The sequence below is a fragment of the Alteromonas sp. Mac1 genome, from assembly GCF_001562125.1.
Lineage (GTDB): Bacteria > Pseudomonadota > Gammaproteobacteria > Enterobacterales > Alteromonadaceae > Alteromonas > Alteromonas stellipolaris.
Map to the genome: position 1 here is coordinate 4,362,465 of NZ_CP013932.1, position 25,686 is coordinate 4,388,150.

Consider the following 25,686-nt stretch of genomic DNA (forward strand, 5'->3'; position numbering starts at 1 on the left):
CTTAAATTTGTTGCCATTTGGGCGCGTGCACTCGCTCAATTAATGTGATTTGCTGTTGATATACATGCTTCAACATCTTTAATAGTGCTCGATTGTTTGGATCATCTTTCAATGCTGCTTTTATCACGCCAGCAGCATCGTCTAATTCTTTTAATTGCGCCTGCCAGTTTTCACTTAATTCTGGCGCACTGTCGTAACTTGCTAGCAAAGTGCTCATCTGATCATCTTGCTGCTCACTTAGTGCATCAACTAACGCATAACCTGAAAGCTTAGGTTGCTCATCGCTCGTTTCACCGGTAGTAAAAGCAGGTGAGAAAAACCAAATAACACTGACCAGCATGGCACTTGCCGCCATAGCTAACCATGGTTTGGTAGATAAGCGGGCAACACGGCTAGGCTTATGATGGCTTAGGGGCGCATTATGTGGCCCATTATTATCGGCACCGCCGCTTACTTGGCTGTGTAGTGACAATTCAATACCACGCCATAAGTCTCTTTCAGGCTCACGGGTTTTAGGTAGGCGTTGAATCTCAGCATCTAAGGCTTTATCAAACTTATTCATCTTCACACCCCATCCAGGTTTTTAGCAGCTGTTTAGCGCGATGAAACTGCGCTTTGCTGGTTCCAACTGCCATATCTAACATTTGTGCAATATCTTCATGCCGATAGCCTTCAATGGCGTGCAGTACGAAAACCATTCGTGCTCTTTGTGGCAATCTAACCACTAATGCCTCTAAATCGACTTGACTACTGTCTGCCTCTGCTGGCATCTCCATCGCTGGACTGGTTTCAATATTAAACATACGTTGCACCCAATTGCGCTGCTTACGTAAATACGACACGGTCACATTGGCTGATACACTATGTAGCCAAGTTGAAAACTGGCTTTGTCCATCGAATCTGTCTAACTTTGACCATAACTGAATAAACACTTCCTGTGTGGCGTCTTCGGCGAGACCACGGTCGCCTGTTAAACGGAAACACAGTGCGTACACTCGCCCGACATGATTATGGTACAAGGTTTTGTAGGCCACTTTATCACCCTGTTTAGCCGCGAGAATAACCGCGGCTTCGCGCTGGCTTTCATCTTCACTAGTCAGGTTGGTAACCTTTGCTAAAGTGCGCTCCATGACAATCTCATTTTTTTTCGTAAACCGATTTTTTCGACATTTTTGGCTTACCATCTTGTTATTCTTAAAAGGTTAGTCGTACCCTATGCGATAAAGGTTTAAATTAGCAAAACTTATTTTTGGAGTTTATATGTCCTCATCCGTGAAAGTAGATGCTTTATTCGCCGGTCAGCCCCAACCCCTTGGCCCGCGAGGTGCCCCAAGCAGTATTGTAAAAAGTGCGGTGTCACAGCTAACCGTCCACCTTGATTGTACCGACGAAGATCAACAATCAAACAAGAAGCTTCATGGCGGACCTGAAAAGGTTTTGCATCAATTTAGCCCCCTTCATTACTTCACGTTACGTAAGCATTTTCCAGACGGTAAGTTCGAGCCTGGTAGTATTGGGGAAAACATCAGCGTGGATGGTATGGACGATGCCACGGTTTATATCGGCGACGTATGGAAGTTCGGTGAGGTTGTACTGCAAGTCAGTGCACCGAGAGCACCATGCAGTAAAATATCCCAGCGTTTCAATATTCAAAACCTAGATAGATTTGTTGGCGAGCGAGGGATAACGGGCTGGTACTATCGCGTGCTAGAGACCGGTGTCATTAACGTAGGCGACTCGGTAACCTTGGTTAGCAGAGAGGACGACACCGTTAATGTGCAAACACTTATGCGCTGTGCACACACTAAAACCGATGTCGAATTAGCAACCAAACTGGCAAACTTAGCCATTATTGATGATGAATGGCGGGATAAGTGCGCGCGTATAAGCCGAAAAGGCTAGTTGCGCGCTGTCAGGCTATCGCCTTCCCACTCATGACGCACCTTTTGACCTTGTTTTAAACGCTCGGCCCCACGAATAACAACCAGTTGCGTGGGGTCTACTTCACCAAATACTTCAATTCTACTCCCCATACCTACCCCCGTTTCTACTTTAACTTGCTGGGCCTCATTATCTTGATTGAGTTGATAAATATACGTACCGGATTTTCTTAAAACCAGCGCATCTCTAGGAATGGTTACACCACCATGCTCTTCACTGCTAGGCACAGCCACCCTTACTGCACTTCCAATGGGGAAGTCTCCAGGTTTAAGGGCAATACGCATTTCCATCATGCGAGAGTTTTCATTACCCACAGGAACAATAGCCCGCACCGACTCCATTACCCTGTGGGTTTTACTTAGCACATTAACCTGCATTCCACTCTCGATGAAAGGCAATACGGAAAGCGGCGCCTTTACCTGTACCTCTATATTGTTAGGGTTAACTACTCTAATCAAGGTTTGGCCAATACTGGTGTATTCTCCAGGGGCTTGTATGCGGTCGACCACCAAGGCGGTAAAGGGGGCTTTTACACTACTTTGGCGAATGTGATATTCGGTTAAATTTTTTGCCAACGTGGCTTGCTCTAGCTCCTGACGCGCGTTCTCTAAATCAGCCACTACGGTTTCCAGCTCGCCCCGCGACGTATTTCTACTAGCTTCCAAGTTTTCATAACGTGCTAAGCGCTTTTCAAATAAAGTCACCTGAGCATGCCACCGTGCAATGTTGGATTGATTTTGACTCAGCGTAATTTGCAATCGGGTATCATCAATTTTGGCTAAAACCTCGCCCGCCGCAACACTGTCACCTACATTCGCCATCCACGTGATTCGGCCATCAACTTCAGAGGCGACATCCGAATCAGTTTGACTCATTACGGTACCGGGCACCCAAGTCAATGCTGTTATCGCCTCTTCTCTGGCTTCATCAACTTGAACCAAGATGGGAGGAGGCGTTTTATCCGATTCTTGTGCAACAAGATTCAGCGACAAACAACACACGCTTATGCCTACTAGGCCTATTTTTATATTCATGGTGGTTGCATCCTTTAATTTAAGTCTGAAAATTTGCTCAGCTTTACGGTTTTTGTTGGCATGCCACCTGGCGTACCAACTACAGGGACTTTCGCTTTATCTTTGAAGCCAAAATCGGCTCTTGTCATTCTAAGCAAAGTGGGAAGTAACACTAAGGTGAACACTGTGCTAATGCACATCCCTCCCACAATTACCGCTGCCAAACCGCGATAGATTACGCTGCCAGCGCCAGGAAGTAATAAAAGAGGGAGCATGCCGAAAATAGAGGTGAGCGTGCTCATAAAGATAGGGCGAAGACGCAATTGAATGGCTTGCTCTACGGCATCGTTACGATTAAGCCCATGAGCTTGCCCCAATCGGGTTTGGTGCACTAACAAAATAGCATTGTTCACCACAAGCCCAAGCAAGATAATGAAACCAATCATGGTCAGTAAATCCATCGGTTGGAAGGTAAAGCTATTCATGATTTTAATGGCCGCCACCCCGCCCACTGTAGCCAGCGGAATAGACAGCACCACTAAGACGCTGTCTTTAAGCGATTTAAATAGCCCCGCCATCAACAGAAGAAGCAACAACATGGCAAACAAGAAGTTATCTGCCATTGAGGCAATTGCCCCTTTTAAGCTATCCGCACTGCCGCCATAGTGAATTGCGCCGTCAGTTGGCATCATTGCCATAATAGCCGGTTCAACATCGGCTTTTATCACCGTCATGGCATCTTCTAAACTCATACCGTCAGGCGGGTTAAAATTGAGTGTAAGGGTGCGTTTACCATCAATACGCTGAATGCGACTAGGCCCTACCCCTCGTTTCATCTCGACAAGTTCACCTAGTTGCACCACTTCCCCCATAGGAGTCATTATGGGCGTAGTACTTAACTCTTCTGGGGTTGACCATGGTTCTGAGCGAAAAATAATATTCATCCGCTTTGTACCATTAAAGTACTCGCCCACATACATTCCATCGCCCATTGCGCGCACTAGGCCCGCCATACTCCCGCGACTTAACCCTACTTCGACTAATCGGCTGTCGTTGGGATAAAATTGCAGTTCAGGCTCAGACTGTTCTAACGGAGGATTTGCCCGCGCATTGGCGGTGGGGAAAATATCTCTTAATTTATCAATGCCCGCTTGCGCCGCTACGCTCAGCATGGCTTGGTTAGTACCCTGTAAATGAATATCAATAGAGCGTCCGTTACCAAAGCCACCAAACAAGTTACCTTGTTGCGCGAAGGCTTGAGTATCGGGTAAATCTTTAAGTACCTCATCGCGAACAATAGCTTCTAATGCTTTTACTTGAGACTGATCTTTCGCCCTTACCCCTAAGGTGCCGCCGTTGGGCCATGTGATGATGTAGTAGTTTTTAAGCGCAGGGAATTTTTCGCCCTCCATGTAGGGTTTTAATCGCTTAACAATAACTGGCAATACCTCTTCAGCGACAAAATTTTCACTCGCACCTGCGGGTAGCATTAAGAAAGCATCTACCGCATCTCGTTTAACAGGTGGTAAATAATCCATAGATGGCATAAGCAAATAACTGCCTGTGATGGGCACACCCATCAAAGCCACCATCACTATAATTCGACGCATACCTGTTGATGATAAGGTCATAATTTTATCTGTGATGGCTTTCCACACTGGCAATAATTTGTCTTCGGGTACATCTTCTGTAAGCCAACGGCTAGCCACAACAGGTAAAACCGTTACCGCCACCACTAATGACATACATACAGCAATAGCGATGGTTAAGGCTAAATCTGCAAAAAGCTGCCCTTCAACATCATTTAAAAACATCACAGGAATAAAAATAGCAACCGTGGTGGCTGTCGATGCCATTAAGGCCCCGAAGACTTCTTTAGTAGCTATATAAGCACTTTCCTGCCTACACATAGCCTTTTTGTTCAAGCGAACAATATTCTCTAGCACCACAATGGCGGCATCCAATACCATTCCTACAGCAAAGGCTAAGCCCGCAAGAGAAATAATGTTCAGCGAACGCCCCGTGATTTGAAGTACAACAAACGTGCTAAGTAAAGAAATAGGAATAGCAAGGGCCACAATGAGCGTGGCTTTAAGTTGGCGCATAAACAACCACAAGATGCCGATAGCTAGCATGACCCCGATGAACAGATTACTGGTCACCAATTGCACCGCGCGCTTAATGAATATAGAAGCATCAAAGGACTGAACCATTATCAGTTGCTCTGCTTCAAGGTGGGTTTTGTTTATCTCGGCGACTTTTTTCTTTACCGCATCTAAGGTGGCGAGAACATTGGCGTCGTTACGTCTATCAACGCGAATAGAAATAGCAGGATTGCCGTTTTGCACGCTAAAATTAGCCCCATCTGCGCGGGTAATTGTAATCTCTGCAATATCACTTAGGGTAATGGGGCTGCCATCTCGCCACTCTAAAATCATTTCGCCCATTTTTTGCGGCTCGTAACGCCCCTCAAAACGCAGCGTATATCGGCGGCGCCCTACATCCACAAACCCGCCAGAAACATCGTTAGCTTGCCCCAATGCGGTAGTGATTGCAGTTAAATCAATACCAAGTTGAGCGGCCTTAAAAGGGTCGAAAACAATTTGGAATTCCTCTTCGCCACCTACTCCACTTTCCATCCTTGCTCGGGCGACGCCAGGGATAGACTCAAGCTGAGGTTTTATTACATCTGAGAAGTAAGTAACGTAGGTGTTTATTTCGTTGGGATTGCCAGGCAGACGCTGCATGAAAAAGTAAGTTAGCGCAGGGGCATCACCCCCACTGCCTGCCAGCATAATATTGGGCGACAGTGCATCTCTAGGCAGTGGCGGCACTCTGTTCATGCGGCTTATCACTTCAATAAGGGTTTTCTGCATGTCTGTACCCAAACTAAATTCGAGATTTATCCATGCATTCCCTTGATTCGACCACGCATTCATCGAGACCAACCCAGGTATTCCCTGAAGCACTTCTTCTTGTGGCTCTATTATTTCCGACTCAATTTCTTGTGGAGACGCTGCTCGCCAAGAGGTTTGAATATTGATATTAGGGCGCTCGATGTCTGGGAAAAGCTGAACTGGCAAATTAAATAAGCTATATAGCCCAAGAAAAACCAATATTGCGATGCCAATTCCTACCCCTGACGCATTTTTTATTGCTGCACGTGTAATGTCCATAATGAAGCACTATGCTTTTTGTAGTTTGGATTACTATAGGTCGCAAGGATGACAGGAAAAGTTTAAAGCTATATTAAGAACAATTTATGGGTTAACCGACATTTTCGCTGAATGCTGAAAAAAACAGCAGCTTGTCGACGACCAATGGTCGTGATTTATCATTAATTTAACGAAATAATTAATAAATCGTTACATGTTGGCAGCGGATTGAGTGAAGATCATATTGGTGTAAGAGATAAAATGTAGAAGACGTATCAAACCTTGAAAACGACAAATACGGCAAATAAGAAATGTAAGGTGATTTTTATAAAGGAAGCAGCGAAGTGTATAGCGTTGAGGTGCATGCAGATATAAAGCGTGCAGACATAAAAAAACCGCTCATAAGAGCGGTTTTTCGTATACGTCAGCGCTTATGCTTCAGCAATGATGATCACTTTAATAGAAGTGGTTACATCAGAATGAAGTTGTAAGTCGATGTCATATTCGCCAGTGTCGCGAAGTGTGCCAGTAGGAAGTTTAACTTCCGCTTTAGCTACTTCAACACCAGCTGCAGTGATTGCATCAGCAATGTCACGCGTACCGATAGAACCGAAAAGTTTACCTTCGTCGCCAGCTGGCGCCGCAAGAGTTACTTCAGCTAGTTCATTTAGTTTTTCAGCACGTGCATTAGCAGCATCAAGCTGCTCAGCGATTTTCGCTTCAAGTTCAGCACGACGTGCTTCGAACTTTTCAACGTTCGCTTTAGTTGCAGGAACTGCTTTACCCTGTGGAAACAGGAAATTACGAGCGTAACCAGCTTTAACAGCTACTTGGTCGCCCAGACCGCCAAGATTGGCGACTTTATCTAGTAGGATGATGTTCATCTTAACTACCCCTTAATTACGCCAAATTACTTGTGTGAATCAGTGTACGGAAGCAACGCAAGAAAACGTGCGCGCTTAATCGCAGAAGACAGCTGACGCTGATATTTTGCGCTTGTACCAGTGATACGGCTAGGGACAATCTTACCGCTCTCTGTGATATAATTCTTAAGAGTAGCGATATCTTTATAATCGATTTCAGTCACACCATCTGCAGTGAAACGGCAGAATTTACGACGTCTGAAAAAACGAGCCATGGGTGATCTCCTTAAGCGTTATCTTCAGTGGATTCAGGTCTTCTTTCTGCGCGCTCTGTACGAGGTGCAGAATCGTCACGACGCTCACGACGCTCTTCTTTAGTCATAGGAGAAGGCTCGGTTACAGCGTTTTTAGTGCGCATTACCATGTTACGTAAGATAACGTCGTTGTAGCGGAAAGCATTTTCCAGCTCGTCAACAGCTTCAGCAGTCGCTTCAGCATTGATCAATACATAGTGGGCTTTGTGCAGCTTTTCAATTGGGTATGCCAATTGACGACGGCCCCAATCTTCTAAACGATGAATCTGACCATCGTTTTGCTTAAGAATAGTGGTATAACGTTCGATCATACCAGGTACTTGTTCACTCTGATCAGGGTGAACCATAAATACGATTTCGTAATGACGCATTATTGCTCCTTACGGTTGTAGCCTCGACAGTACAGCCAGACTGTATAGAGACAAGGAACCTAGTTAGGGTGGCTGTAAGGGCGCGGATTATACGCACATACCCGCTTTTGTACAAGCATTAATCACCAGCAAATTTTACATTTGTACGTGTTTTGATGAAATTTAGCTAGATACGCTAAATGATGGGGGGTAGCGGGGTTCGTAGACGTTAAAAAGGCTAAGCGCGAGGCTTAACCTTCATGCTTACAATGCTGCCTTAAATGAAAACACGGTTTCATTTTCATCTGAATGCACCATCAGACTCCCCTTATGGGCTTCCGCAATTTGCGAGGCGATAAACAATCCTAGACCTAATCCACCGGTCTTTTTGTTGTTTTCGTTTCGCCAAAATGGATGAAATAGCTTATCTATGACATCCGCACTTATTGGAGTGCCTCCGTTAGATACGCTTAATGTCAGTGTTTCTTCTTCGATATTCGCCATGACTTTGATAGGTTGCGCTGCATCGCCATGCACTATCGCATTAATCAGCAAGTTAGACAGCAACTGGCTGATACGCTCTGGGTCACATGAAAATGTGCCGTCTATAATGATATCCGCAAGTATCTCTCGGTCTGGATGCAGGCCCGAAAGTTCACTTACGGTGTGTACTAGTACACTTTTTAAATCACTTGCTGGTTTAACGTTTAATTGAATACCTTTGCCCATTTGACCATGCGTAAAGTCCATCACGTCACTAATGAGCCGCGTCATACGTTTAGCGCTATTATCCATTCGGGCCAGTACTTTTTGGGAAGTCGCATCGCTGGCGTGATCAACAAGAAAGTCGACCCCCATTTTAAGTGCCGACAAAGGTGTTCTTAAATCGTGGCCTAAAATGGCGATATATTGCTCTCGCAATTTAGCGGCAGCTTGCTCGCTGATGAGATCGGTTTCAACCGCAGCTAAACGATCGTCAACTTCCATTTGCCTCGATATTAACTCAGCAAACGACTTAATTTGACTTTCAATCCTATCTGTTTTTAAAACTGCAGGACGTGGATCTAAGCCGCATAATGTTCCAAAAAAATCGCCGTTTTTGTTGTAAATGGGAAATGAAAAGTAACTTTCAAAGCCATACATCTTAGGAATTTCACTTTGGCGATAAACATCATCTTTCTTTGCGTGCTCAATGACGATGGCTTTTGTAGATTTTCTGACTTGGCTACAAAACGTTGTTTTGATATCGAGTTGATCGCCCGGAATTAAATTGAAGTTCACTTGGTCATATACTGCGCACATTGTCCAGTTATCTTCTGTCACTCTGGCTACGCAGATAAAGCGAAGACCAGTGACATCTGATAACATTTTCATTATATGTGGTACAGCTTCTATCGATTGAATAGTGCGAATATCACGCTCAATTGAAGAACTCATTACTTCCTCTTTGTATCTAAGTCACCCATATCACGCCGAATGTCGGCACTCGATTTCACGCTCTAGCAAGAAAGACTCTTGTGCCTAGTGATAAATTTACTGTTCTTCGTGGCTGTATAACTAGCTACAGGCTGCAACCAATGTGAACGAAACCGGTAAATTTTTGGATATAGACATGACGATGTGAAAGCTGTTTTCCAACGTACGTTTTAAAATACATCCAAGCGTACTTGGTCACTATACTTAAGTTGTAAAAAAATAATATCAAAAAACTTTAAATACTGTTTATTTATCCAGTTAAATATTGTACAGTTTTGTTGTCTATTCATTTAAGGGGACCTACCATGGCCATTACCACACAGTATGTTGTCACGCACAAAGGGGTAGAAAAATTGGTAACTACCGATAAAAAAGAAGCAGATCAGTACGATAAGATGCTCGACGCTGCCGACAACCTTGCTGAATACATTCAAGCAAAGGGCTTAGGCATTGACGATAGCATTGTTGAAGAACTCACAATTATGTTGTCGAAAAATAAAGACAAGGTGAGCAAGATTTTTAAAGGCGCGACAGCACAGAGTGTACTAGAAGATGAGAGTGCCGACGTAGTAAAGCTTAAAGCCAACGGATAGGCATAGCAGAAAAGCTCGGCGTGCTTTTAAGTGGAACGAACGTAAATAGAAAATGGTTAAAAGCACGCTAAAAAATAAACAGCACAGATTATCCTGTGCGTTTATCCGTGTTAAAACGAGCAATTAACCCGTTAACTTGATTTACGGTGTCACGAAGATCTCGACCCACTTTGAGCGTGGCTTCTGAAGACTTCTGCGTTTCTTCTGCACTATCAGCAACATCGACCAGCTGCTGATTAATATGCTCAGCCACGGTACTTTGTTCTTCTACAGCAGAAGACATTTCTACGGTAGCTGAGGCAATACCACTTACCGCATTATTGATTTCTTGTAGCGCGCCTCGGGTTTCTTCAACAATGGCACTACCGTGTTCAGCAGACACCAATCCTTCTGAAGATACCTTTACGGCCCGTTCTGTTCTATCAACAAGCTCTTGAATGATATTGTGAATTTTATCGGTGGACACCCGGGTTTTAGAAGCCAAGGTACGAACTTCATCGGCAACAACAGCAAAACCGCGTCCCTGCTCGCCAGCGCGGGCGGCTTCTATAGCGGCATTAAGTGCTAGCAGGTTTGTTTGATCAGCGATGCTAGAAATGATGCTAGCGGCTTCGCCTATATCACTGGTGGATTGGGCAAGCTCGGTAACCGTATCGGAAATCGACTCCACCGCGCCTTTTAATGACAGTATAGCCTGCATCGCTTCTTCAGCTTTGTGGTTACCCATTTGTACGTTAGTTGCGGCAGTTTTGGCACTAACAGCATTGCTCTCTACTCGCTCAGCCACTTCTTGAATAGCCTGACTCATTTGAGTTACCGCTGTGGCAATTTGCTGGGTGGCAAGATTTTGCTGAATAATCGTTTTGCTGGTTAGCTCGGCTTGGCTGTGAGTTGAAACCGCAATATCTTCTAACCCCACAGATGCATCTTTGATGCGGGTCAACGCCGTGCGCGTACGCGCGAGTTCGCAGCCCAACGCCAACTTAGCCTGAGCAATATAATCAACATCGGCATAATACGTTTGTGCCACGAGTTCATTACTATAACTAGCAGGGCTTAACGAAAGAAATTCCCGCCAATAGCTCCGACTTTTTGCCGATTGCCACGCCATCATAATCAGTAGCGCAATGAAAGTAACACCTAGGGGCACCAAACCCGCGGTAAAACCAATTGCTACCAATAATAATAAACTTACCACTATCATGGGTAACATGGGTGAAAGTGTTTGACCAAGCTTTGCAGCAAAGGGAATTGGCGATTTCCCTGCAGACAACCTGGCATATATAGCGGACGCTCGTATTATTTCTTCATCGGCGGCATGAACCCTAACTGACTCATAACCCACCGCTTGTCCGCCCTCGTACACAGGAGTTACAAAAGCTGACACCCAATAGTAGTCGCCGTTTTCTCTTCTATTTTTAACGAGTCCAGCCCAACTTTGACCCGACTCTAAAGTTCGCCACATTTCTTTAAACACACTTGAGGGCATATCCGGATGACGGATAATGTTGTGGTTTTTTCCTATCAGGTCTTCTCGATTGTACCCACTTGCCTCTACAAATTCGTCATTGCAGTGTTGTATGACACCCCGTTTGTCAGTGGAAGAGATAAGGCGGTAGTGAGAAGGGAATTTGTATTCGCGTTGGGTAACAGACTGATTTTTCTTCACTAATAAAATCCATTGCTATAGTGGTATCAAAGTAAATAGGAGAGCCCTATTCATCGGTAATTCATTAAAAGGGTAGACGATGATGGTAACAATTAATACTAAAGTAGAAAAAGAATTCGGTAATAATGAAGATTATACGAATAAAAAGATTACGCCAGTGGCAGGCGTACCTTAATTGTGGTGCCCTTATCGATTTCACTGGTCACTTCAAACTGGCCGCCGTGTTCTTCAATAATAGTCAGTGAAATAGACATACCAAGGCCGGTGCCATCACCAGGTGGTTTAGTGGTGAAAAAGGGGGTAAACATTTTGCCAATGACTTCCTCTGACATACCTTTGCCTTCGTCTTGCAACGTAATGACCGCCTCGCCTTCTAGGGATTCAACATCAAACTTAATGCATTTTCCTTCATCTGTGGCATAGATGGCGTTAGTAAGTAAGTTGATGAGTACTTGTTGTATTTGCCCAGCGTTGCCTAGTACTTCGATATCGGTTTCAGGAGGCGTGAATATGACCTTATTTTTATACTTGTGCAGGTTATTTGTGATTCGTAAGGCTGAGCTTATCGCTTCGGCAACATTAATGGCTACGCGCTTACCACCGCTAGGATAGGAAAACCCTCTTAGCGCTTTTACGATATCGATAATTCTTTCAATACCTTCTGAGGACTCTTCAAACATTTCAGAGATAGCCTCGGCACTATCTTTTAATGAATACGTGTTTTCAAGCGCTAAATAGCGGGCTTCTATTTCTCCCCCCGCATCCTCACAAAGTACCTTTATTTCAGACAAAGCACTCTGGTAATCTTTAAAGATATCGCCAGCCACCGAGGTGTTGCTACGTACATAACCAATCGGATTATTAATTTCGTGGGCAATACCGGCCGCCAACTGACCTAACATGGCCATTTTATCTGCGGTTATTAGCTTTTCTTGCAGATAGCGTTGGTCTTTTTCCATCGAGGATAGGGCGGCTTTGTGATGCTTAATTTCGTGTTTAGAACTTCGGTAGCCTATGCCAAATTGTAGATAGTGCTTATTTGCATCAAGCACATACAACATTTCTTCGTCTAGTTCGCTGTTTTGGGTCAATAGTGCTAGCCATGCCTGCTCGCCATTGCCCAAGTTCTGCATGAAATGTAATACGTAAGCCTCTTCACGATTATCTGGCCTTTCAACGATATTTACACACCATTGGCTATAATCTTCGGTTACAGACAGTGGCAGCTCATCTAACATAACCTTGGCAAAATCGCTGGCTTCAACCCAACCATTTTCTACTTGCCAAATTTTGTTGTCATCTCCTTGAACCACTTTCCCGGCTTTGGTAATGAAGGCTAAACCACAAAAGGCATCGCTGAACTCTACTGCTGACTCAATGGCGGAGAAAATGAAACTCGCCCCGCTATCGGAAGTTTTAAGGTGGGAAGCAGAGCGATTCAAAAAGATTAATTCTCGCTCTCTTTTTTTTGATTCATGCAATGCTTTACGCAAGGCTTGCGTTGCCGAATAGGCATCGCTTGAGTAGCTTTCTAAAAACCACTCAGCATTTGCCCGCGCTATCTTTTGGCGCTTAAGCTGTCGCTCAAGTAATTTTACTTGAGCTTTTAAGTCAGCAACCTCATTGGGGCTAGGGGGTATTGAAGCATCGCTCAATATATAAGCCTTTTAGTCTATACCTCTTCAAACGCATTTAGGTATATGAGAAAACAAGTTAGCTCACTATCTTGTCTAATAGCAGCATTACTTTCTCGCTAGAGCGTTCCATTTCAATCACTTTAGCTTCTAGTGTTGAAGTATCACCCTCTGCTTTTGCATTAATAGCAGCTACACCAGCACGATGAACCGCTGCATGAGGTGTTTCTAAATCTCTGAATGGTGACGACTTGCCAATAGCCGCACCCTGATTTTCGCTATACCACTTTCCTAAACGACAACTCGCGTGGTCAGCAAGATCACTTGATTTTTTATCGCTGTAACCAAATAAAACCGCATATACATCTGACTTCCATACTACGTGGTCTAGCTTAACCGTTTGTATAAAGGAGCTTAACGTCCCCTCATTAATGGTCGTTTTCATGCTATCGCAATGAGAAACCATGGTTTCATAACTGCTATTAAGGGTACTAATCCCTTCTTCTAGCTCTTCGTTATTGCCTCTTAATTCGTTAACACCTGAAACTGCTTTTGCCGTAGATTGAATAATATCATTTACTAGTTCAGACACTTCTGTCGCTGATTTATTGGTTTCAGTAGCTAGTGCACGCACCTCATCGGCGACAACACTGAATCCACGACCAGCATCACCCGCACGGGCGGCTTCAATAGCAGCATTCAATGCCAGTAGGTTGGTTTGATCCGATATACTGGTAATAGTAGATACAAACTTGTTGATGTTATCCGCTGTACTTGATAACCCAGAAATGCGCTCGCTCATACTCACCATTTGGGTATTCAAACCACTCATGTCTTTGACAATTTTGGTAAGTACTTGAGAGGACTGCTCAAACAATTCATTAATGTCTGATATTGATTGATTTTCGGTGTTTATTTTTTGATAAGACCCTAATACGGTTTCTCGAATACCTTCCACTTGGTTAAAAGAGTTAACCAAACACCGTGTTACCACATCGTCTTTACTTTTCTTTGAAGCATCGCTTAACTCGGTAACTTGCCGATGAAGTTCTGTATTTTCAGACTCTAAGGCTGATATTTTATCTAGGGCAACTTGATAGCGATTTTCAAGTTGCGTGGCCTGAGACTCTTTTTCTAAGTATTTGCTTCGAGAAACGAACATAGGGTGACCAAATTTTAATATGTGTGAAAATTCAGCATAACAGAAAAAAGCGTAACTTCACCATTCGTCGTTGGTTGAAGTTACTCGAATTTCCTGGTGGTTCCTCTAATAATCAATTTGGGCGACAAAATATGTTCCATTGTCAGTTTTCCATCGCCATAAGCCTGATTTAAAATCCAGCGAGATGCCATAGCACCAATTTCGCGCACTGGGTAGTTCACGGTAGTCAGTTTAGGGGTTAGGTAACTAGCAAAGTCAACGTTATCAAATCCGATGACAGAGATATCTTCCGGTACGCGTTTACCATGTTTTCTGAGTGAGTTAATAGCGCCTGATGCCATTTCATCATTTGCACAGGCGATGGCACTAAAACTTACGTTGCGACTAAACAGTTCATCCACACATTTTTCACCCGAGAAGGCTTGGAAATTACCTTCAGCCACGGACTCTTCATCAAAATAAAAATTGGCTTCTTCTAATGCTTTTTTGTGCCCAAGTAAACGATTAAAACCATCCGCTTTAAACAATGCGCCTGCGGCGTATGCAATTTGAGTATGGCCCAAATCGATAAGGTGCTTGGTGGCTAGATATGCGCCAAGGACATTGTCTAGACTAATACACTTTTCACCAATAGCTTCTATGTAGCGGTTAACCACAACTATAGGAACATCTTGGCTAGCAAGGTCGATTAGGTACTCATCGCTGACCGCCTCAACATGCAAAATAAGCGCATCGCAGCGGCGACTCAGCAAGGCTTCTATTTCTTTTTTCTCTAAGGCTTCGTCACTGTGCCCTGTTACCACAAACATATGTTTGTTGGCTTGCCTAAGTACTTTTTCAGAACCGGCCATCATGGCGCCAAAGAATGAGCCGTGTAATTCGGGAACCACATACCCAACGGTATGGGTTTTATTTGAGGCAAGGGAAGCCGCAATTACATTGTGTCGATAGCCAAGCTTCTCCATCGCATCAAGCACTTGCTGACGCGTTTTCTCTTTAACGGTATCTGTGTTGTTGATAACCCGAGATACTGTAGCTGACGACACGCCGGCTAATTCACTTACTTGTTTAATCGTTACCATATAGCATTAACAGTGCATACGTGCGCTGTGTATATCCTTGCTTTGCGTAATTATTGTTACGATGCGCGATGCGCATCGTCTGTGGTCAATCCAAGGCGCTGCTGAATTGCCATCATTTTTTGGTTATCTAATGTATACCAGCGCATAATAATCGCAACACCTATCGATGCAATTGCCGGCCCGATACAAAATAACGCCACAATTCCTTTTGCCACATCAGGTGAAAATGCGTCCGGTTGATAGTTAACTGATGCGAGTAACCACCCCGCAAGTGCGCCGCCCAAAGCTAGTCCAACCTTAATAAAAAAGACTACGGTTGAGTAAGTTAACCCTGTCATACGAAGCCCCGTTTTATCTTCGCCATAGTCCACCACATCAGCAATTTTTGCCCACAGTAGTGGCGTAGCCATTTGCAATATAAGGCCCCAAAGGAAATGCAGTGCAATGGCCGTAAACCACGCCTGATAAGGCACAAAATAATTTACGATACACACTGCTGCACTGGCTAACTGAAGCCAAGTGTAGACTTTGATTTTGCAAAATCGTTTAGCAATTGGGTTCGCCAACGCACAGCCTATAATGCTGCCTACCATACCTGCGGTAACAAACAATGTGGCCGATTCAGGCCGCTGCAACACGTACTTCACATAGTAAAGCGCTAGCGTGTTTCGCATCACCATGCCGGTAAGTAACACAATCGCAACCATACAAAGCACTCTGCATTGATCATTTTGCCAAATGGCCGCTAGCTGAGTTTTATAGGGCGCAGGCGTTTCATTGGCGGGTTTTACCCGCTCTTTAGTACCGGCAAAGCAAAGTAGAAAAAGTACCATCCCCACTATGCTCATCACTATCATAGCGCGCTGATACCCAAGCGCTTCGTTGCCGTTCCCTAAGTAATCAACCAATGGCAACATAAATGATGTCACCAACAGCCCACCACCCATGGCAAATACAAAGCGATAAGATTGGATAGATACGCGTTCTGAGGCATCGGCACTTAACACGCCGCCCAATGCAGAATAAGGAATATTAATGGCCGTATACATTATCATTAGCAGAGCGTAGGTGATAAATGCGTAGTACAACTTACCTTCTTCAGTAAGCCATTCAGGCGAGGTAAACGCCAGCACGCTACATAGCGCAAAAGGCAAAGCCAACCATAATAGATAGGGCCGGTATGCGCCCCACCGCGTTCTTGTTCTATCTGCTAAAGAGCCCATTAAAGGGTCGGTAACGGCATCAAATACGCGAACGAGTAAGAACATGCTCCCTACTGCTGCAGCCGGTATGCCGACAACGTCGGTATAATAAAATGTCAAAAACAGCATGACGGTTTGAAAAATGAAATTACTTGCCGTATCGCCTAACCCGTAGGCAATTTTTTCCTTTGCACTTACCATTGGCTTCACCGTTATCTTTATTATTTTATGCTTTTAATAAATTTCGCATCTATCAGGCTGCGTTTAACGCTTTTCGTCTTTCTTCTAGCAGTTGTTGTAGTCTTATTGCACTGGCTTTTAACGTTCGTTTTTGGGTGTCGTAATCAACGTAAATAATACCGAAGCGTTTCTCATAACCCAGCGCCCATTCAAAATTATCTAACAAGCTCCAAACAAAATAGCCTGTTATATTGACCCCTGCTTCAATTGCATCGGCTACCGCCTGCAAATGGGTGGTTAGATATCGAATACGCTGCTCATCGTTCACGTCACCATCCATTGTTAACGTATCATCACTGGCCAAGCCATTTTCAGTGATAATAAGCGGTGGCAGTTGGTAATCATTATGCAACTGTAGCAGCAAATCAGTTAACCCTTGCGGGTAAACTTCCCAGCCCATTGCGGTAGTTTCACTTCCCTCTGGGGCTGGCAACTGACAAGGGTCTTCAGAGCCATCATCTGTGACTTTAGCGCGAGTGTAATAATTCACACCTAAGTAATCTATTTTCTCAGCAATAATATCCATATCGCCATCGTGAATATCTGGTCGGTGAGCTGCTGGAATCTTATCGATAAGGGCAGGATAACAACCATGTATTAATGGTTTAATGTACCAATCGTTATGATGATCGTGCGCTAATTGTGTGGCACGAATATCTTTTTCATCATTGGTGTTTGGGTAAAACGGCGTAAAATTAAGTACCACGCCGGCCTCAATATTAGGTGCATTTTTGCGTAATACGCGCATGCCTAAACCATGAGCCAGCAACAAATGGTGTATGGCCTTTTTACCAAACTCTTTGCCCACTTTACCCGGAGCATGAATGCCCACTTCATAACCTAAATAAGCACTACAAAAGGGTTCGTTTAATGTGGCATAAGAGAAAACCTTATCACCAAATGCTTTACTCACCACATCTACATACTCAGCAAACGCATAGGCCGTTTTTCTATTTAACCAGCCTCCATCATCTTCTAGATACTGAGGTAAATCCCAGTGATATAGCGTGACATAAGGCTTTATGTTGTTTTGCTTTAGCTTGGCTAGCAAGGCAAGGTAGAAATCGAGCCCTTGCTGATTAATCGAACCATCTTTTTTAATAATTCGTGGCCAGCTAATGGAAAATCGATAAGCGTCTACATTTAACGAATCGATAATACTTAGGTCTTCTTCCAAACGGTTCACATGGTCGCACGCCACCAGCCCATGACTTCCATCGGCAATTTTTCCAGGTGTATTGCAAAACGTATCCCAAATACTTGGCTCCCTGTTTTTTGCATCGCCCTCAATTTGAAATGACGATGTCGCAACCCCCATAGTGAAATTTGAATGCATAAAGGGAGAGCCAGCTTGGGCTAAAATTTCCATGTGTACAAAACCTTATTAGAATATATGTATCAGCGCCTGTAGATAACAGGCGATAAAAAAGTAAATACCACAGGCACTAACAATATTTAGATTGTGTAAAGCCAAGGTTTATTAGCACTTTATATAAGGTGCGCTATCGGCAACTTACGGACAGAGCCAAATATATGAGGCTGCTCTATTAGGCACCTATATGAGACAAAGTGTAGCATTATATGTAAGCGCTTTCATACAATAGCAAACATAGTACAAGCATTGCCAAGAAAAACTTTTACATTTTATTCACAGAAGACAACCCAGCGACGTATTTCACTGGGTTGATATAAAGGTAGGGTGTCTAGTACTCGCCACTATCATGGAAGACAAGGTTCCAATAGTGCTAGCCTCTTAGCTCGCTTTGGGTATGTTCAATGCCGTGCGTGCATCATTAGTCAGTTTAACGAGTGCTTTTCGAACATCGGTGGAGGTTGCACAAAGGGTTTCAAAAGGAATAAACCATGTCGCTTTTTCACTACCACAATGCATGCCTTCGGGGAATGCGCTATGCATAACAGGGTGCTCTATATTCACGCCTACTTTATGTTGTAAAATTAGCTGCATGGCATCAACATGATCTTCATTCATGTGAGTAATCATGCCTTCTGGTGAACCATGCCACTCTTGCTCTTCAACCTGCCAGTACGCTTTATCTATCCAATGGATTTTCCCAAACCCGCCAATAAAGCGTACCCGCTCGGCGCGGATAACATAAAAGTTAAAGTCGTGAGTTTTTTCATACCCTTTGGCTTGTGGGAACAGCCGTAAATATTGCGCTTTAACATCCTCTTTATTAGCAAGTTCTGCATTACCCATAATAGTCACTCGACCATTTGCTTGAGAGTCATCTTCTGCAGCATCGAATATGGTTAAACTGACTTTATCGTTCGCTTTGATATTACGGGTATGCAGCGCAATATCACTAATATAGATAATGGCATCACCGGCGGGGGTAAGATAAAAAGGAACGACTGAACCAAAGGGATAACCCGGCATTGAGGTGGAATGAGTGCCTAACACACCACTGTGGCGAGTTCGGCTTAGTTGTTTTGCTGAAAATGCAATATCTTGCATGCTCATAAGAAACTCCGTTTTTTCAAATTAATGCGTAACAAAAACATCGTTATCTAAGTTACGAATAAGGTTTAATTGGGTGTGATAGCAGCGTGCCAATGTATCTATAGTTAATGCATTTTCCGGCTTATCATCGGCTATACACCCCTGCTCTGCCAGTAAAATCATCCTGCTACAATAAGGCGAAATTAAGTTAAGGTCGTGACTCACACAAACAATACAGAGCCCTTGTTGGCTCAGGCTGACTAACTGCTGCATCACCAACTTTTGATGGCGCAAGTCTAGCGCAGAGGTTGGCTCGTCAAGCAGCAACAGCTTTCCTTCTAGGCTGTCGTGTGAGCTTATCGGGAGTAATTGCAATATTGCTTTGCTTAAAAATACCCTTTGCCGCTCTCCTCCTGACAAAGTTTGAATATTTCGCGATAACAAATGCGTTATATCAAACTGCTCAGCAATCTCGCCGATAATATGATGTCGATTGGCAGGCGACTCTACAATATGGTGGCGAGCCAACTGTAATATTTCATCGACCAAAAAGCCAAAAGGGGTAGAAGCGCTTTGCGCCATAACTGCCCGATAATCTGCAAGCCTTTGCAGACTAATCTCACTTAACGGCTGACCATTAAATGAAAGCGTGCCTTTCTCTAGCGGTGCTAAGCCGCCTAATACAGTAAGAAGCGATGATTTCCCGCAACCGTTTTCACCCGCAAGGGCGATAAACTCACCTGCGTTAAATGCAAGGTTAAGATTACACAATAGCTGTCGCTTCCCTCTAGTGATGTCTACGTCCACGAGGTCGAGCAGTGGTTCTAGTGGCTGGGCTTGAGCAGGGTTAAAGTGAGCCATTGAATACCCCTTTTTGCTTCCACAATAAATACAAGAAAAAAGGAGCACCTATTGCGGATGTTACGATACCAATGGGGATTTCCATGGGAGTGAATAATGTGCGAGCCAGCGTATCGGCAACGGTTAACAACAATGCCCCCATTAACGCACAGGCAGGAATAAGCACATTGTGATTAACGCCAAATAGCGTGCGGCACATATGCGGCACGACTAACCCCACAAATCCGATAATGCCACACAAAGCCGTGGCCAAAGCGACAGCAAAGGCGACCAGCCATAATATGGCTTGTTTATAGCGCGCAACATTCAAGCCCATATAAGCAGCTTCACTTTCGCCCAAAGCAAGCAAATTAAGCGCATTGCGAGATACCATTAAGCCTGAAATAGCGATAATGCCCGCCGCTGCCACCAGCGCACATAACGTCCAGCTAGCACCCGCTAAACTGCCCATTGTCCAATAGGTAATTTGGCGAAGTGCATCGTCACTTGCTACATAGCTAATGGCACCAATAATAGTTCCGGTGAAGGCATTTATTGCCACCCCGGCGAGTATCAAGGTAGCCACCGATACACCCTGCGCACTATTGGCAAAGCGTAATACTGTCCACACGGCCAATAACGCCCCACCAAATGCCCAAAGTGCTACCCAAACAGAGGCTAGTGCAGGTACGAGTGGCGGCACAATAGCCATGCTAACGGCTGCTGCTGCGGCGGCACCACCGGCAATACCGATTAAACCAGGGTCGGCCAATGGGTTTCTCACCAAGCCCTGCATGGCACAACCTGACACCGCCAGTAGCGCGCCTATAAATAACGTCATGATAACCCGTGGTAAACGCAGCTCAGTAAGTACGTACCAGTGCGTGCTATTAAATGTACCCTCTCGATTAGCCCCGCCTTCCTCAATTAACGCGCCTTGAGAAAAAAGTGGCCTTGTTAATTGCGACAGTTCATGCCACAACAACTCGCTCACGTTAATAGATAAGCTGCCACTCACAACCCCCACGTAGGCGCTTACCAGCAATAAAGCCCCAAGTAAGGCTAAACCATAACGCTTACGCTTTGCTCTCGTTGCAACTAGATTTACCATCAATGCTGATGCGTTGTTGCCCGAGACATCTTTTCTAAGCACCTTATTGTTCGGCGTATGACTCGGGGCGTCGGGGCTCGAGGAAAACGCTGTCACTCGAACCTTCCCATATCATGACTATTATTGTCTGTATTTGTGTTTTTATCTAAACCTGTTCTCTGTGCAATATGCACTTGGCTAGCTGACTCTTGCATTACCGTGTTGGCGGCTTTAAGGGATAAAGCACGCAGCCCATGTTCAGCAACGGCTTTTAGCGCAATAGCAAAACGAGGGGATAAGCCCAGCCCAATACTGCTATCCATGGCTTTCACCAAACAGTGTTGGCCTGCAAATGTTGTTGCAATCGCATGGTGGGAACACAGTGAATTAAGCGCATTTTTGCCATGCAACATGTGCCCTGCGGCAAACACGACATCAGGGTTTCGGGCGAGCACTGACTCGGCATCCATTAACTTGTAACCGACAAGATCGCCTGCAATATTGGTCATGCCTAAGGTATCAAACAATGCTTGCGGTACAGTATCATTCCCGGCCACAGTAAGGCCTCTGTCGTTATTCGCAACCACAAAAAGCGCATTTACGGTGTTGGGATATTCAGTACTCTCGAAAGTTGCTAATGCTTCCGAATATTCTTTTTGCTGTGCTTCAACTTGGCGTTGTAAGTCGGTAACAAGCTCTTTGGCGTTGTCCTCAGCCGATACTCTATGACCAATATCAAGAATCATCTCACTCAAGCCATGCATATCTCTTGAGACATGATAAACGTGAACATCAACTCCGGCATTTGCTACCTGCTCTAACATCGGGGCAGGCCCTGTTGCACTTGCCCCCAATAACATTGAGGGCTGTTGAGCAAGCACACCTTCTGTACTAAGTTGGCGGAAATAACCTAGTTTTGTCACCTCAGTCGCCGCGGCGGGAAACATACTGGTGCTGTCAGTCGCCACCACCCAATCACCCCGCCCTAGCGCGTAAATTATTTCGGTAACACTGCCACCCGCGGCAATAATTCGGGGCGTTTCAGATTGCTTTTGGTTGTGAGCTGTGGGTGTTATAGGCGTAGCGGCAGCATATACGCTGCCACTACATAAACACCAAAGTACACTCATTAGACTTAGCACTTGTAGCAAAGTTCTCGCGCTGGCTAAGCGTGGTAATTTGGTTTTCGCCATTAATTACTCCTCGGTAACGGGGTCGGTGCGGAAGCTATAAGCGCCTGACGTTCCGTCTTCATCGTAGTAGCTAGTAATTTGGAATTTAAATACGCTATCACCCGCTGAAATAAGGTATACCCCGAACTGTGAGTACAACAAGTGACTTGTGCTGTCATAGTAGTACCAGTTGTTGGCTGTAAACGCATAGTCACTAACAGTTTCAGCACTGAAACCATAAAATGCAGCGGCTTCGGTATCTATGCCTGCATAGGTGTCAGCATCAGTGCGAAGTACGGTTGCATCATCGGCAATAGATAGAACAAACTCGCCAGCTTCATCCGCACAAGGTATTGTGATGTCCCATGCATCGGTTTCTGTTACTTCTTGTTGCAAATCGAAATCGATGTAGATTGACGACGTACACCCTACTGCGTTAACACTTAGCGATACTTCTTCTGCAAACGTGGTTTGCCCATCAAGTACACTTTGATGCATAACACCCAACGTGATTTCCCCAATACCACGCCCTTCAGTCACAATGTCAGTCACATGAAATTTGGTGTAGTTTTCATCTGATGAAACCACGTAGTAAGTATCGCTAGCTGCGGTAACGACATGAGTTGTGGTGTCATAATTATAAAAAGTATCGCCAATAACAGCAGACTCGGTATCGGTAGAAAATGCCTCTGCATCTGGCACATCGCTCGTGGTTACCGCGAGATAATCATCAAGTTCGCTATCTGCAGTCGCATTTAGAAATAAATCTGCCACAGCTGCGCCATTATCGTCGTAGAAATCACTGTTGTTGGCAGTGAAGTACACACTTACTGGCGTCTCTTGTGCTGTATTTAAGAATACCGAAGTGCGTTTAAAGCCGATATCCCATGTGGTGTCGCTTGCTGCTTCTTCTTCGGTTAGAGTAACTTGCGTCTGTGTATCTAAATCAAAATAAACGGCAACGGGTTCCGACGTACTCCCTGTGCCATACGGTCCATAAATGGTAGCCACTTCGTTGCTGTTTCCGCCTTCATCACCCGCACTATCATCTGATCCATCGCCGCTGTCTTCACCGCTTTGGTCAGGCGTTTCAACGATTGGATCACTGCTATCAGAGCCACCGCATGCAACAAGCCCCAAAGTCATCGCAAGTAATAATGCTAAATATGTTTTATTCATGTGTATGTTCCTTTTTAAGTGGTGTGTTTAGCCGCTGTTATTAATCGATTAAACGGCGCCTATGCTTACTTCTCTTATTTGCTTTTTTTGTTAGATTTTTCTGTCGTTAGGTAGTTGTTCTTGCGTACGTCATCGTTAAAAACGCATTAGTACTGGTAACTCACGCCTAGATAAACTCGTCGAGCTGAAATAGGGCGAGCATCAAAAGCCCCCGCCGAAAGTGAATCGGGTGAGCGATGTTCATCGGTAAGGTTTTCAACCCCCAAGCGGGTTTGCCAATGGCTAGAAAAGTCATGCTGCACCACGGCATTTAAGGTGGTGTAGCTGTCTTTCGCGGTAACGGTGTAACCAGAGGTGGGAGAAACGTCGTTTTCATGCACGCCATACAGTTGAACGCTGGTATCCGTTTTATCAAATTGGTAGGTCACTGAGGCTTTCACTAAATGCGTGGGTCGTTCGGGCAAGCGCTCAGAATCACCATCTTCGGCATGTAAGTAGCTATAGTTAAGTTGCCACTGCCAGTTATCGTTTTGCGCGCTCACGCTCAAATCCGCACCATACAGCGTGGCTTCATCGAGGTTTTCGTACACAGAGATATCAAGTCCGGCTTCTTGCGAAGCTTCTACATCTACCGCGGTGGTTATAAAATCTTCTGCTTCGGTGTAGTGGAAATCGATATCGGCCTGATACCACCATCGACTTTGTTTCGGGGCTAATCGCGCGTTCAACCCAATATTGGCACTTAGCGCGGTTTCTGGCACAAGGTCTTCATTACCTAATACCATGTAACCTAAGTTGCTGTGATCGAACACGTAGTAACGTTCTTTTAAATTAGGGACTCGATAACTAGAGCCACCGCCACCACGTACTTGTAGTGTGGTCTCATCAAGTTTCCAGCTTTGACTACCACTGAGCTTGGCCGCTGTATGCCAACCAAAATCTGAATCATTTTGTACTCGAAGGCCAAGCAGGGCTTGGGTGTCATTTTGCTGCCAATTGGCTTGCACATACGCTTCGGTGCTTTCTCGGCTAACATCGTCAACTTCTACCGTACCCGTTGCCACATTTTGCTGATCTAAGTTATCGGCATGGGCAACCAATCCCCCTACCCACTCAACATCGCCCAAGGATAAAATTTTCTGCGCTTCAATTTCCGCTAATTGAATATCGGTTTGGCGAAGGCCATTGGTATTCCCGCTTTGTTCATCATGAGACAAATAGCGCCCATTTATATGCCAGCTCTGTTGTTGAGCAAGTTTTACATCATGCTGCCATTGGGTAACGCTAGACACGTAACTGATAATGCTAGATTGCCCTGGAATAGAAGATTGAGGCTTGTCTTTCTGTTCATCCAGCCACTGGCCTTTATAACTAAAATCCAACCCGCTTAAGCGGGTAGATAGTGAAAACTGAACAAAGGATTTATCCACTGCCCCACCATCTTGAGAAACAGTGTCAGTGTCGTAGTCGAAACCCGGGTTAGTAATGTGCTGTGCGGTTAACCCTAGTTGCCAATCTTTTACTGCTTTTGCTGCGCTAACCTTGGCAGTATGTCCTAAGGTATCGCCGTCCAACCCATCATCACTGTAATGCGAAAGCTCATAATCGGCCGATAACTGAGAACCTTCCGGCACATCGGTTATTATATTGATAACCCCACCCATAGCAGAGCTGCCATAAAGAACCGATGCGGCACCGCGTACAATTTCAATCTGCCGAATATTGGCAACGCTAATTTGATCTAAATCGACTGAAGAGCCTGTTGGAGAAATAACTGGCTGACCGTTAATTAACACCAATACATGGTCGCCATTAAAGCCATTTAACTGTACGTTATACCCGTCTTTTTGACTGCGCCTAACCACAACCCCAGGCATAACTTCCAGCACTTGCCGAAGCGTTCCCTTGCTGAGCCTTGAAATTTCCACTTTATCTATCACATCGACTTTTACCGGAGATGCACCTAGAAGCTTGGGTGTACGTGTTCCCGTTACCACTACGCGTTCAACTGGCGCCTCGGCTTCGGCTAATACATATGCTGGCAGCAGCCCGCTCGCTAATAGCAAAGTAACAGAGTAAGGATGAGTCATTTAATTTACTTTCTAATCAATAATACAAATGATAACAATTTGCATTTAATCTTATTTATTTAAGGAGAAAAAGCAAGCGCTATTGGTAAATAATATTAACTTTGCGACGTCAAACTATTAAAAACGCGAGAGAACACAGCAGTGTATTTGTAATATTTCA

At 44.7% G+C, this 25,686-nt stretch carries 22 protein-coding genes; 2 read left to right on the forward strand and 20 right to left on the reverse strand.

Annotated features, from left to right (window positions below; translation table 11 throughout):
• Position 1: 1 nt before the first annotated feature.
• Both AV939_RS18470 and AV939_RS18475 read right to left on the reverse strand, forming a co-directional pair.
• Entirely contained in the window at positions 2 to 562 is a 561-nt protein-coding gene (locus AV939_RS18470) for a hypothetical protein (RefSeq protein ID WP_057795563.1), read from the reverse strand.
• A complete protein-coding gene (locus AV939_RS18475) occupies positions 555 to 1,130 on the reverse strand; it encodes an RNA polymerase sigma factor (RefSeq protein WP_061998235.1) in 576 nt (191 codons plus the stop codon). Before AV939_RS18475 ends, AV939_RS18470 begins: the two co-directional genes overlap by 8 nt.
• Before the next feature lie 130 nt (positions 1,131 to 1,260).
• On the opposite strand from AV939_RS18475, the gene AV939_RS18480 reads away from it, so the two are divergent.
• Positions 1,261 to 1,902, forward strand: coding sequence for an MOSC domain-containing protein (locus AV939_RS18480; protein WP_061997990.1), 642 nt, complete (start codon positions 1,261 to 1,263; stop codon positions 1,900 to 1,902).
• On the opposite strand, the gene AV939_RS18485 is transcribed toward AV939_RS18480, so the two are convergent.
• The 6 genes from AV939_RS18485 to AV939_RS18510 all read right to left on the reverse strand — a co-directional run bounded on the left by AV939_RS18485 (position 1,899) and on the right by AV939_RS18510 (position 9,073).
• Entirely contained in the window at positions 1,899 to 2,975 is a 1,077-nt protein-coding gene (locus AV939_RS18485) for an efflux RND transporter periplasmic adaptor subunit (protein ID WP_057795558.1), read from the reverse strand. The genes AV939_RS18480 and AV939_RS18485 overlap by 4 nt on opposite strands.
• A gap of 14 nt (positions 2,976 to 2,989) precedes the next feature.
• Positions 2,990 to 6,130, reverse strand: a complete 3,141-nt coding sequence (locus tag AV939_RS18490; RefSeq protein ID WP_061997992.1) for an efflux RND transporter permease subunit — start codon at positions 6,128 to 6,130, stop codon at positions 2,990 to 2,992.
• Positions 6,131 to 6,540: 410 nt separating this feature from the next.
• Positions 6,541 to 6,993 (reverse strand): 50S ribosomal protein L9, encoded by a 453-nt coding sequence (gene rplI, locus AV939_RS18495; RefSeq protein ID WP_013786396.1) that lies wholly within the window; start codon positions 6,991 to 6,993, stop codon positions 6,541 to 6,543.
• A 26-nt stretch (positions 6,994 to 7,019) separates the two neighbouring features.
• Entirely contained in the window at positions 7,020 to 7,247 is a 228-nt protein-coding gene (gene rpsR / locus AV939_RS18500; RefSeq protein WP_013786397.1) for a 30S ribosomal protein S18, read from the reverse strand.
• An 11-nt stretch (positions 7,248 to 7,258) separates the two neighbouring features.
• Complete coding sequence (rpsF, locus tag AV939_RS18505) at positions 7,259 to 7,657, reverse strand: 30S ribosomal protein S6 (RefSeq protein ID WP_013786398.1); 399 nt, start codon at positions 7,655 to 7,657, stop codon at positions 7,259 to 7,261.
• A 243-nt stretch (positions 7,658 to 7,900) separates the two neighbouring features.
• Positions 7,901 to 9,073 (reverse strand): GAF domain-containing sensor histidine kinase, encoded by a 1,173-nt coding sequence (locus AV939_RS18510; RefSeq protein ID WP_061997994.1) that lies wholly within the window; start codon positions 9,071 to 9,073, stop codon positions 7,901 to 7,903.
• 344 nt (positions 9,074 to 9,417) lie between these two features.
• Here AV939_RS18510 and AV939_RS18515 point away from each other — a divergent pair, with 344 nt between their 5' ends.
• Positions 9,418 to 9,705: a YebG family protein gene (locus tag AV939_RS18515; RefSeq protein WP_013786400.1), complete on the forward strand. Its 288-nt coding sequence runs from the start codon at positions 9,418 to 9,420 to the stop codon at positions 9,703 to 9,705.
• Between the two features lie 88 nt (positions 9,706 to 9,793).
• Here the strand turns inward: AV939_RS18515 and AV939_RS18520 are convergent, their stop codons facing one another.
• The 12 genes from AV939_RS18520 to AV939_RS18575 all read right to left on the reverse strand — a co-directional run bounded on the left by AV939_RS18520 (position 9,794) and on the right by AV939_RS18575 (position 25,526).
• Complete coding sequence (locus tag AV939_RS18520) at positions 9,794 to 11,374, reverse strand: methyl-accepting chemotaxis protein (RefSeq protein WP_061997996.1); 1,581 nt, start codon at positions 11,372 to 11,374, stop codon at positions 9,794 to 9,796.
• 149 nt (positions 11,375 to 11,523) lie between these two features.
• Positions 11,524 to 13,029, reverse strand: coding sequence for a sensor histidine kinase (locus tag AV939_RS18525; protein WP_061997998.1), 1,506 nt, complete (start codon positions 13,027 to 13,029; stop codon positions 11,524 to 11,526).
• Between the two features lie 58 nt (positions 13,030 to 13,087).
• Positions 13,088 to 14,170: a methyl-accepting chemotaxis protein gene (locus AV939_RS18530; RefSeq protein ID WP_061998000.1), complete on the reverse strand. Its 1,083-nt coding sequence runs from the start codon at positions 14,168 to 14,170 to the stop codon at positions 13,088 to 13,090.
• An 80-nt stretch (positions 14,171 to 14,250) separates the two neighbouring features.
• The gene (locus AV939_RS18535) at positions 14,251 to 15,252 is read right to left on the reverse strand and encodes a LacI family DNA-binding transcriptional regulator (protein WP_057795548.1); all 1,002 of its coding nucleotides are present in this window, start codon (positions 15,250 to 15,252) and stop codon (positions 14,251 to 14,253) included.
• 56 nt (positions 15,253 to 15,308) lie between these two features.
• Positions 15,309 to 16,655, reverse strand: a complete 1,347-nt coding sequence (locus AV939_RS18540) for a glycoside-pentoside-hexuronide (GPH):cation symporter (RefSeq protein ID WP_057795546.1) — start codon at positions 16,653 to 16,655, stop codon at positions 15,309 to 15,311.
• 52 nt (positions 16,656 to 16,707) lie between these two features.
• Complete coding sequence (locus AV939_RS18545) at positions 16,708 to 18,063, reverse strand: GH1 family beta-glucosidase (protein WP_057795544.1); 1,356 nt, start codon at positions 18,061 to 18,063, stop codon at positions 16,708 to 16,710.
• 384 nt (positions 18,064 to 18,447) lie between these two features.
• Positions 18,448 to 19,176 (reverse strand): HugZ family pyridoxamine 5'-phosphate oxidase, encoded by a 729-nt coding sequence (locus tag AV939_RS18550; RefSeq protein ID WP_061998002.1) that lies wholly within the window; start codon positions 19,174 to 19,176, stop codon positions 18,448 to 18,450.
• Positions 19,177 to 19,197: 21 nt separating this feature from the next.
• Positions 19,198 to 20,016, reverse strand: a complete 819-nt coding sequence (locus tag AV939_RS18555; protein WP_057795540.1) for an ATP-binding cassette domain-containing protein — start codon at positions 20,014 to 20,016, stop codon at positions 19,198 to 19,200.
• Entirely contained in the window at positions 20,003 to 21,202 is a 1,200-nt protein-coding gene (locus AV939_RS18560; RefSeq protein ID WP_057795538.1) for a FecCD family ABC transporter permease, read from the reverse strand. The genes AV939_RS18555 and AV939_RS18560 overlap by 14 nt, the downstream gene beginning before the upstream one ends.
• Complete coding sequence (locus AV939_RS18565; RefSeq protein ID WP_061998004.1) at positions 21,199 to 22,278, reverse strand: heme/hemin ABC transporter substrate-binding protein; 1,080 nt, start codon at positions 22,276 to 22,278, stop codon at positions 21,199 to 21,201. The genes AV939_RS18560 and AV939_RS18565 overlap by 4 nt, the downstream gene beginning before the upstream one ends.
• Positions 22,279 to 22,281: 3 nt before the next feature.
• Positions 22,282 to 23,436: an HmuY family protein gene (locus AV939_RS18570; protein WP_061998006.1), complete on the reverse strand. Its 1,155-nt coding sequence runs from the start codon at positions 23,434 to 23,436 to the stop codon at positions 22,282 to 22,284.
• A 146-nt stretch (positions 23,437 to 23,582) separates the two neighbouring features.
• Entirely contained in the window at positions 23,583 to 25,526 is a 1,944-nt protein-coding gene (locus AV939_RS18575) for a TonB-dependent receptor plug domain-containing protein (RefSeq protein ID WP_061998008.1), read from the reverse strand.
• Positions 25,527 to 25,686: the final 160 nt, after the last annotated feature.

What these genes read in the sequence shown, in the direction of transcription:
- AV939_RS18550 (WP_061998002.1), bottom strand. Translation starts at nt 19,176, where the DNA reads ATGAGCATGCAAGATATTGCATTTTCAGCAAAACAACTAAGCCGAACT.
- AV939_RS18490 (WP_061997992.1), bottom strand. Translation starts at nt 6,130, where the DNA reads ATGGACATTACACGTGCAGCAATAAAAAATGCGTCAGGGGTAGGAATT.
- AV939_RS18570 (WP_061998006.1), bottom strand. Translation starts at nt 23,436, where the DNA reads ATGAATAAAACATATTTAGCATTATTACTTGCGATGACTTTGGGGCTT.
- AV939_RS18545 (WP_057795544.1), bottom strand. Translation starts at nt 18,063, where the DNA reads ATGGAAATTTTAGCCCAAGCTGGCTCTCCCTTTATGCATTCAAATTTC.
- AV939_RS18480 (WP_061997990.1), top strand. Translation starts at nt 1,261, where the DNA reads ATGTCCTCATCCGTGAAAGTAGATGCTTTATTCGCCGGTCAGCCCCAA.
- AV939_RS18470 (WP_057795563.1), bottom strand. Translation starts at nt 562, where the DNA reads ATGAATAAGTTTGATAAAGCCTTAGATGCTGAGATTCAACGCCTACCT.
- AV939_RS18515 (WP_013786400.1), top strand. Translation starts at nt 9,418, where the DNA reads ATGGCCATTACCACACAGTATGTTGTCACGCACAAAGGGGTAGAAAAA.
- AV939_RS18535 (WP_057795548.1), bottom strand. Translation starts at nt 15,252, where the DNA reads ATGGTAACGATTAAACAAGTAAGTGAATTAGCCGGCGTGTCGTCAGCT.
- AV939_RS18575 (WP_061998008.1), bottom strand. Translation starts at nt 25,526, where the DNA reads ATGACTCATCCTTACTCTGTTACTTTGCTATTAGCGAGCGGGCTGCTG.
- rpsR (WP_013786397.1), bottom strand. Translation starts at nt 7,247, where the DNA reads ATGGCTCGTTTTTTCAGACGTCGTAAATTCTGCCGTTTCACTGCAGAT.
- rpsF (WP_013786398.1), bottom strand. Translation starts at nt 7,657, where the DNA reads ATGCGTCATTACGAAATCGTATTTATGGTTCACCCTGATCAGAGTGAA.
- AV939_RS18555 (WP_057795540.1), bottom strand. Translation starts at nt 20,016, where the DNA reads ATGGCTCACTTTAACCCTGCTCAAGCCCAGCCACTAGAACCACTGCTC.
- AV939_RS18475 (WP_061998235.1), bottom strand. Translation starts at nt 1,130, where the DNA reads ATGGAGCGCACTTTAGCAAAGGTTACCAACCTGACTAGTGAAGATGAA.
- AV939_RS18540 (WP_057795546.1), bottom strand. Translation starts at nt 16,655, where the DNA reads ATGGTAAGTGCAAAGGAAAAAATTGCCTACGGGTTAGGCGATACGGCA.
- AV939_RS18530 (WP_061998000.1), bottom strand. Translation starts at nt 14,170, where the DNA reads ATGTTCGTTTCTCGAAGCAAATACTTAGAAAAAGAGTCTCAGGCCACG.
- rplI (WP_013786396.1), bottom strand. Translation starts at nt 6,993, where the DNA reads ATGAACATCATCCTACTAGATAAAGTCGCCAATCTTGGCGGTCTGGGC.
- AV939_RS18565 (WP_061998004.1), bottom strand. Translation starts at nt 22,278, where the DNA reads ATGGCGAAAACCAAATTACCACGCTTAGCCAGCGCGAGAACTTTGCTA.
- AV939_RS18485 (WP_057795558.1), bottom strand. Translation starts at nt 2,975, where the DNA reads ATGAATATAAAAATAGGCCTAGTAGGCATAAGCGTGTGTTGTTTGTCG.
- AV939_RS18510 (WP_061997994.1), bottom strand. Translation starts at nt 9,073, where the DNA reads ATGAGTTCTTCAATTGAGCGTGATATTCGCACTATTCAATCGATAGAA.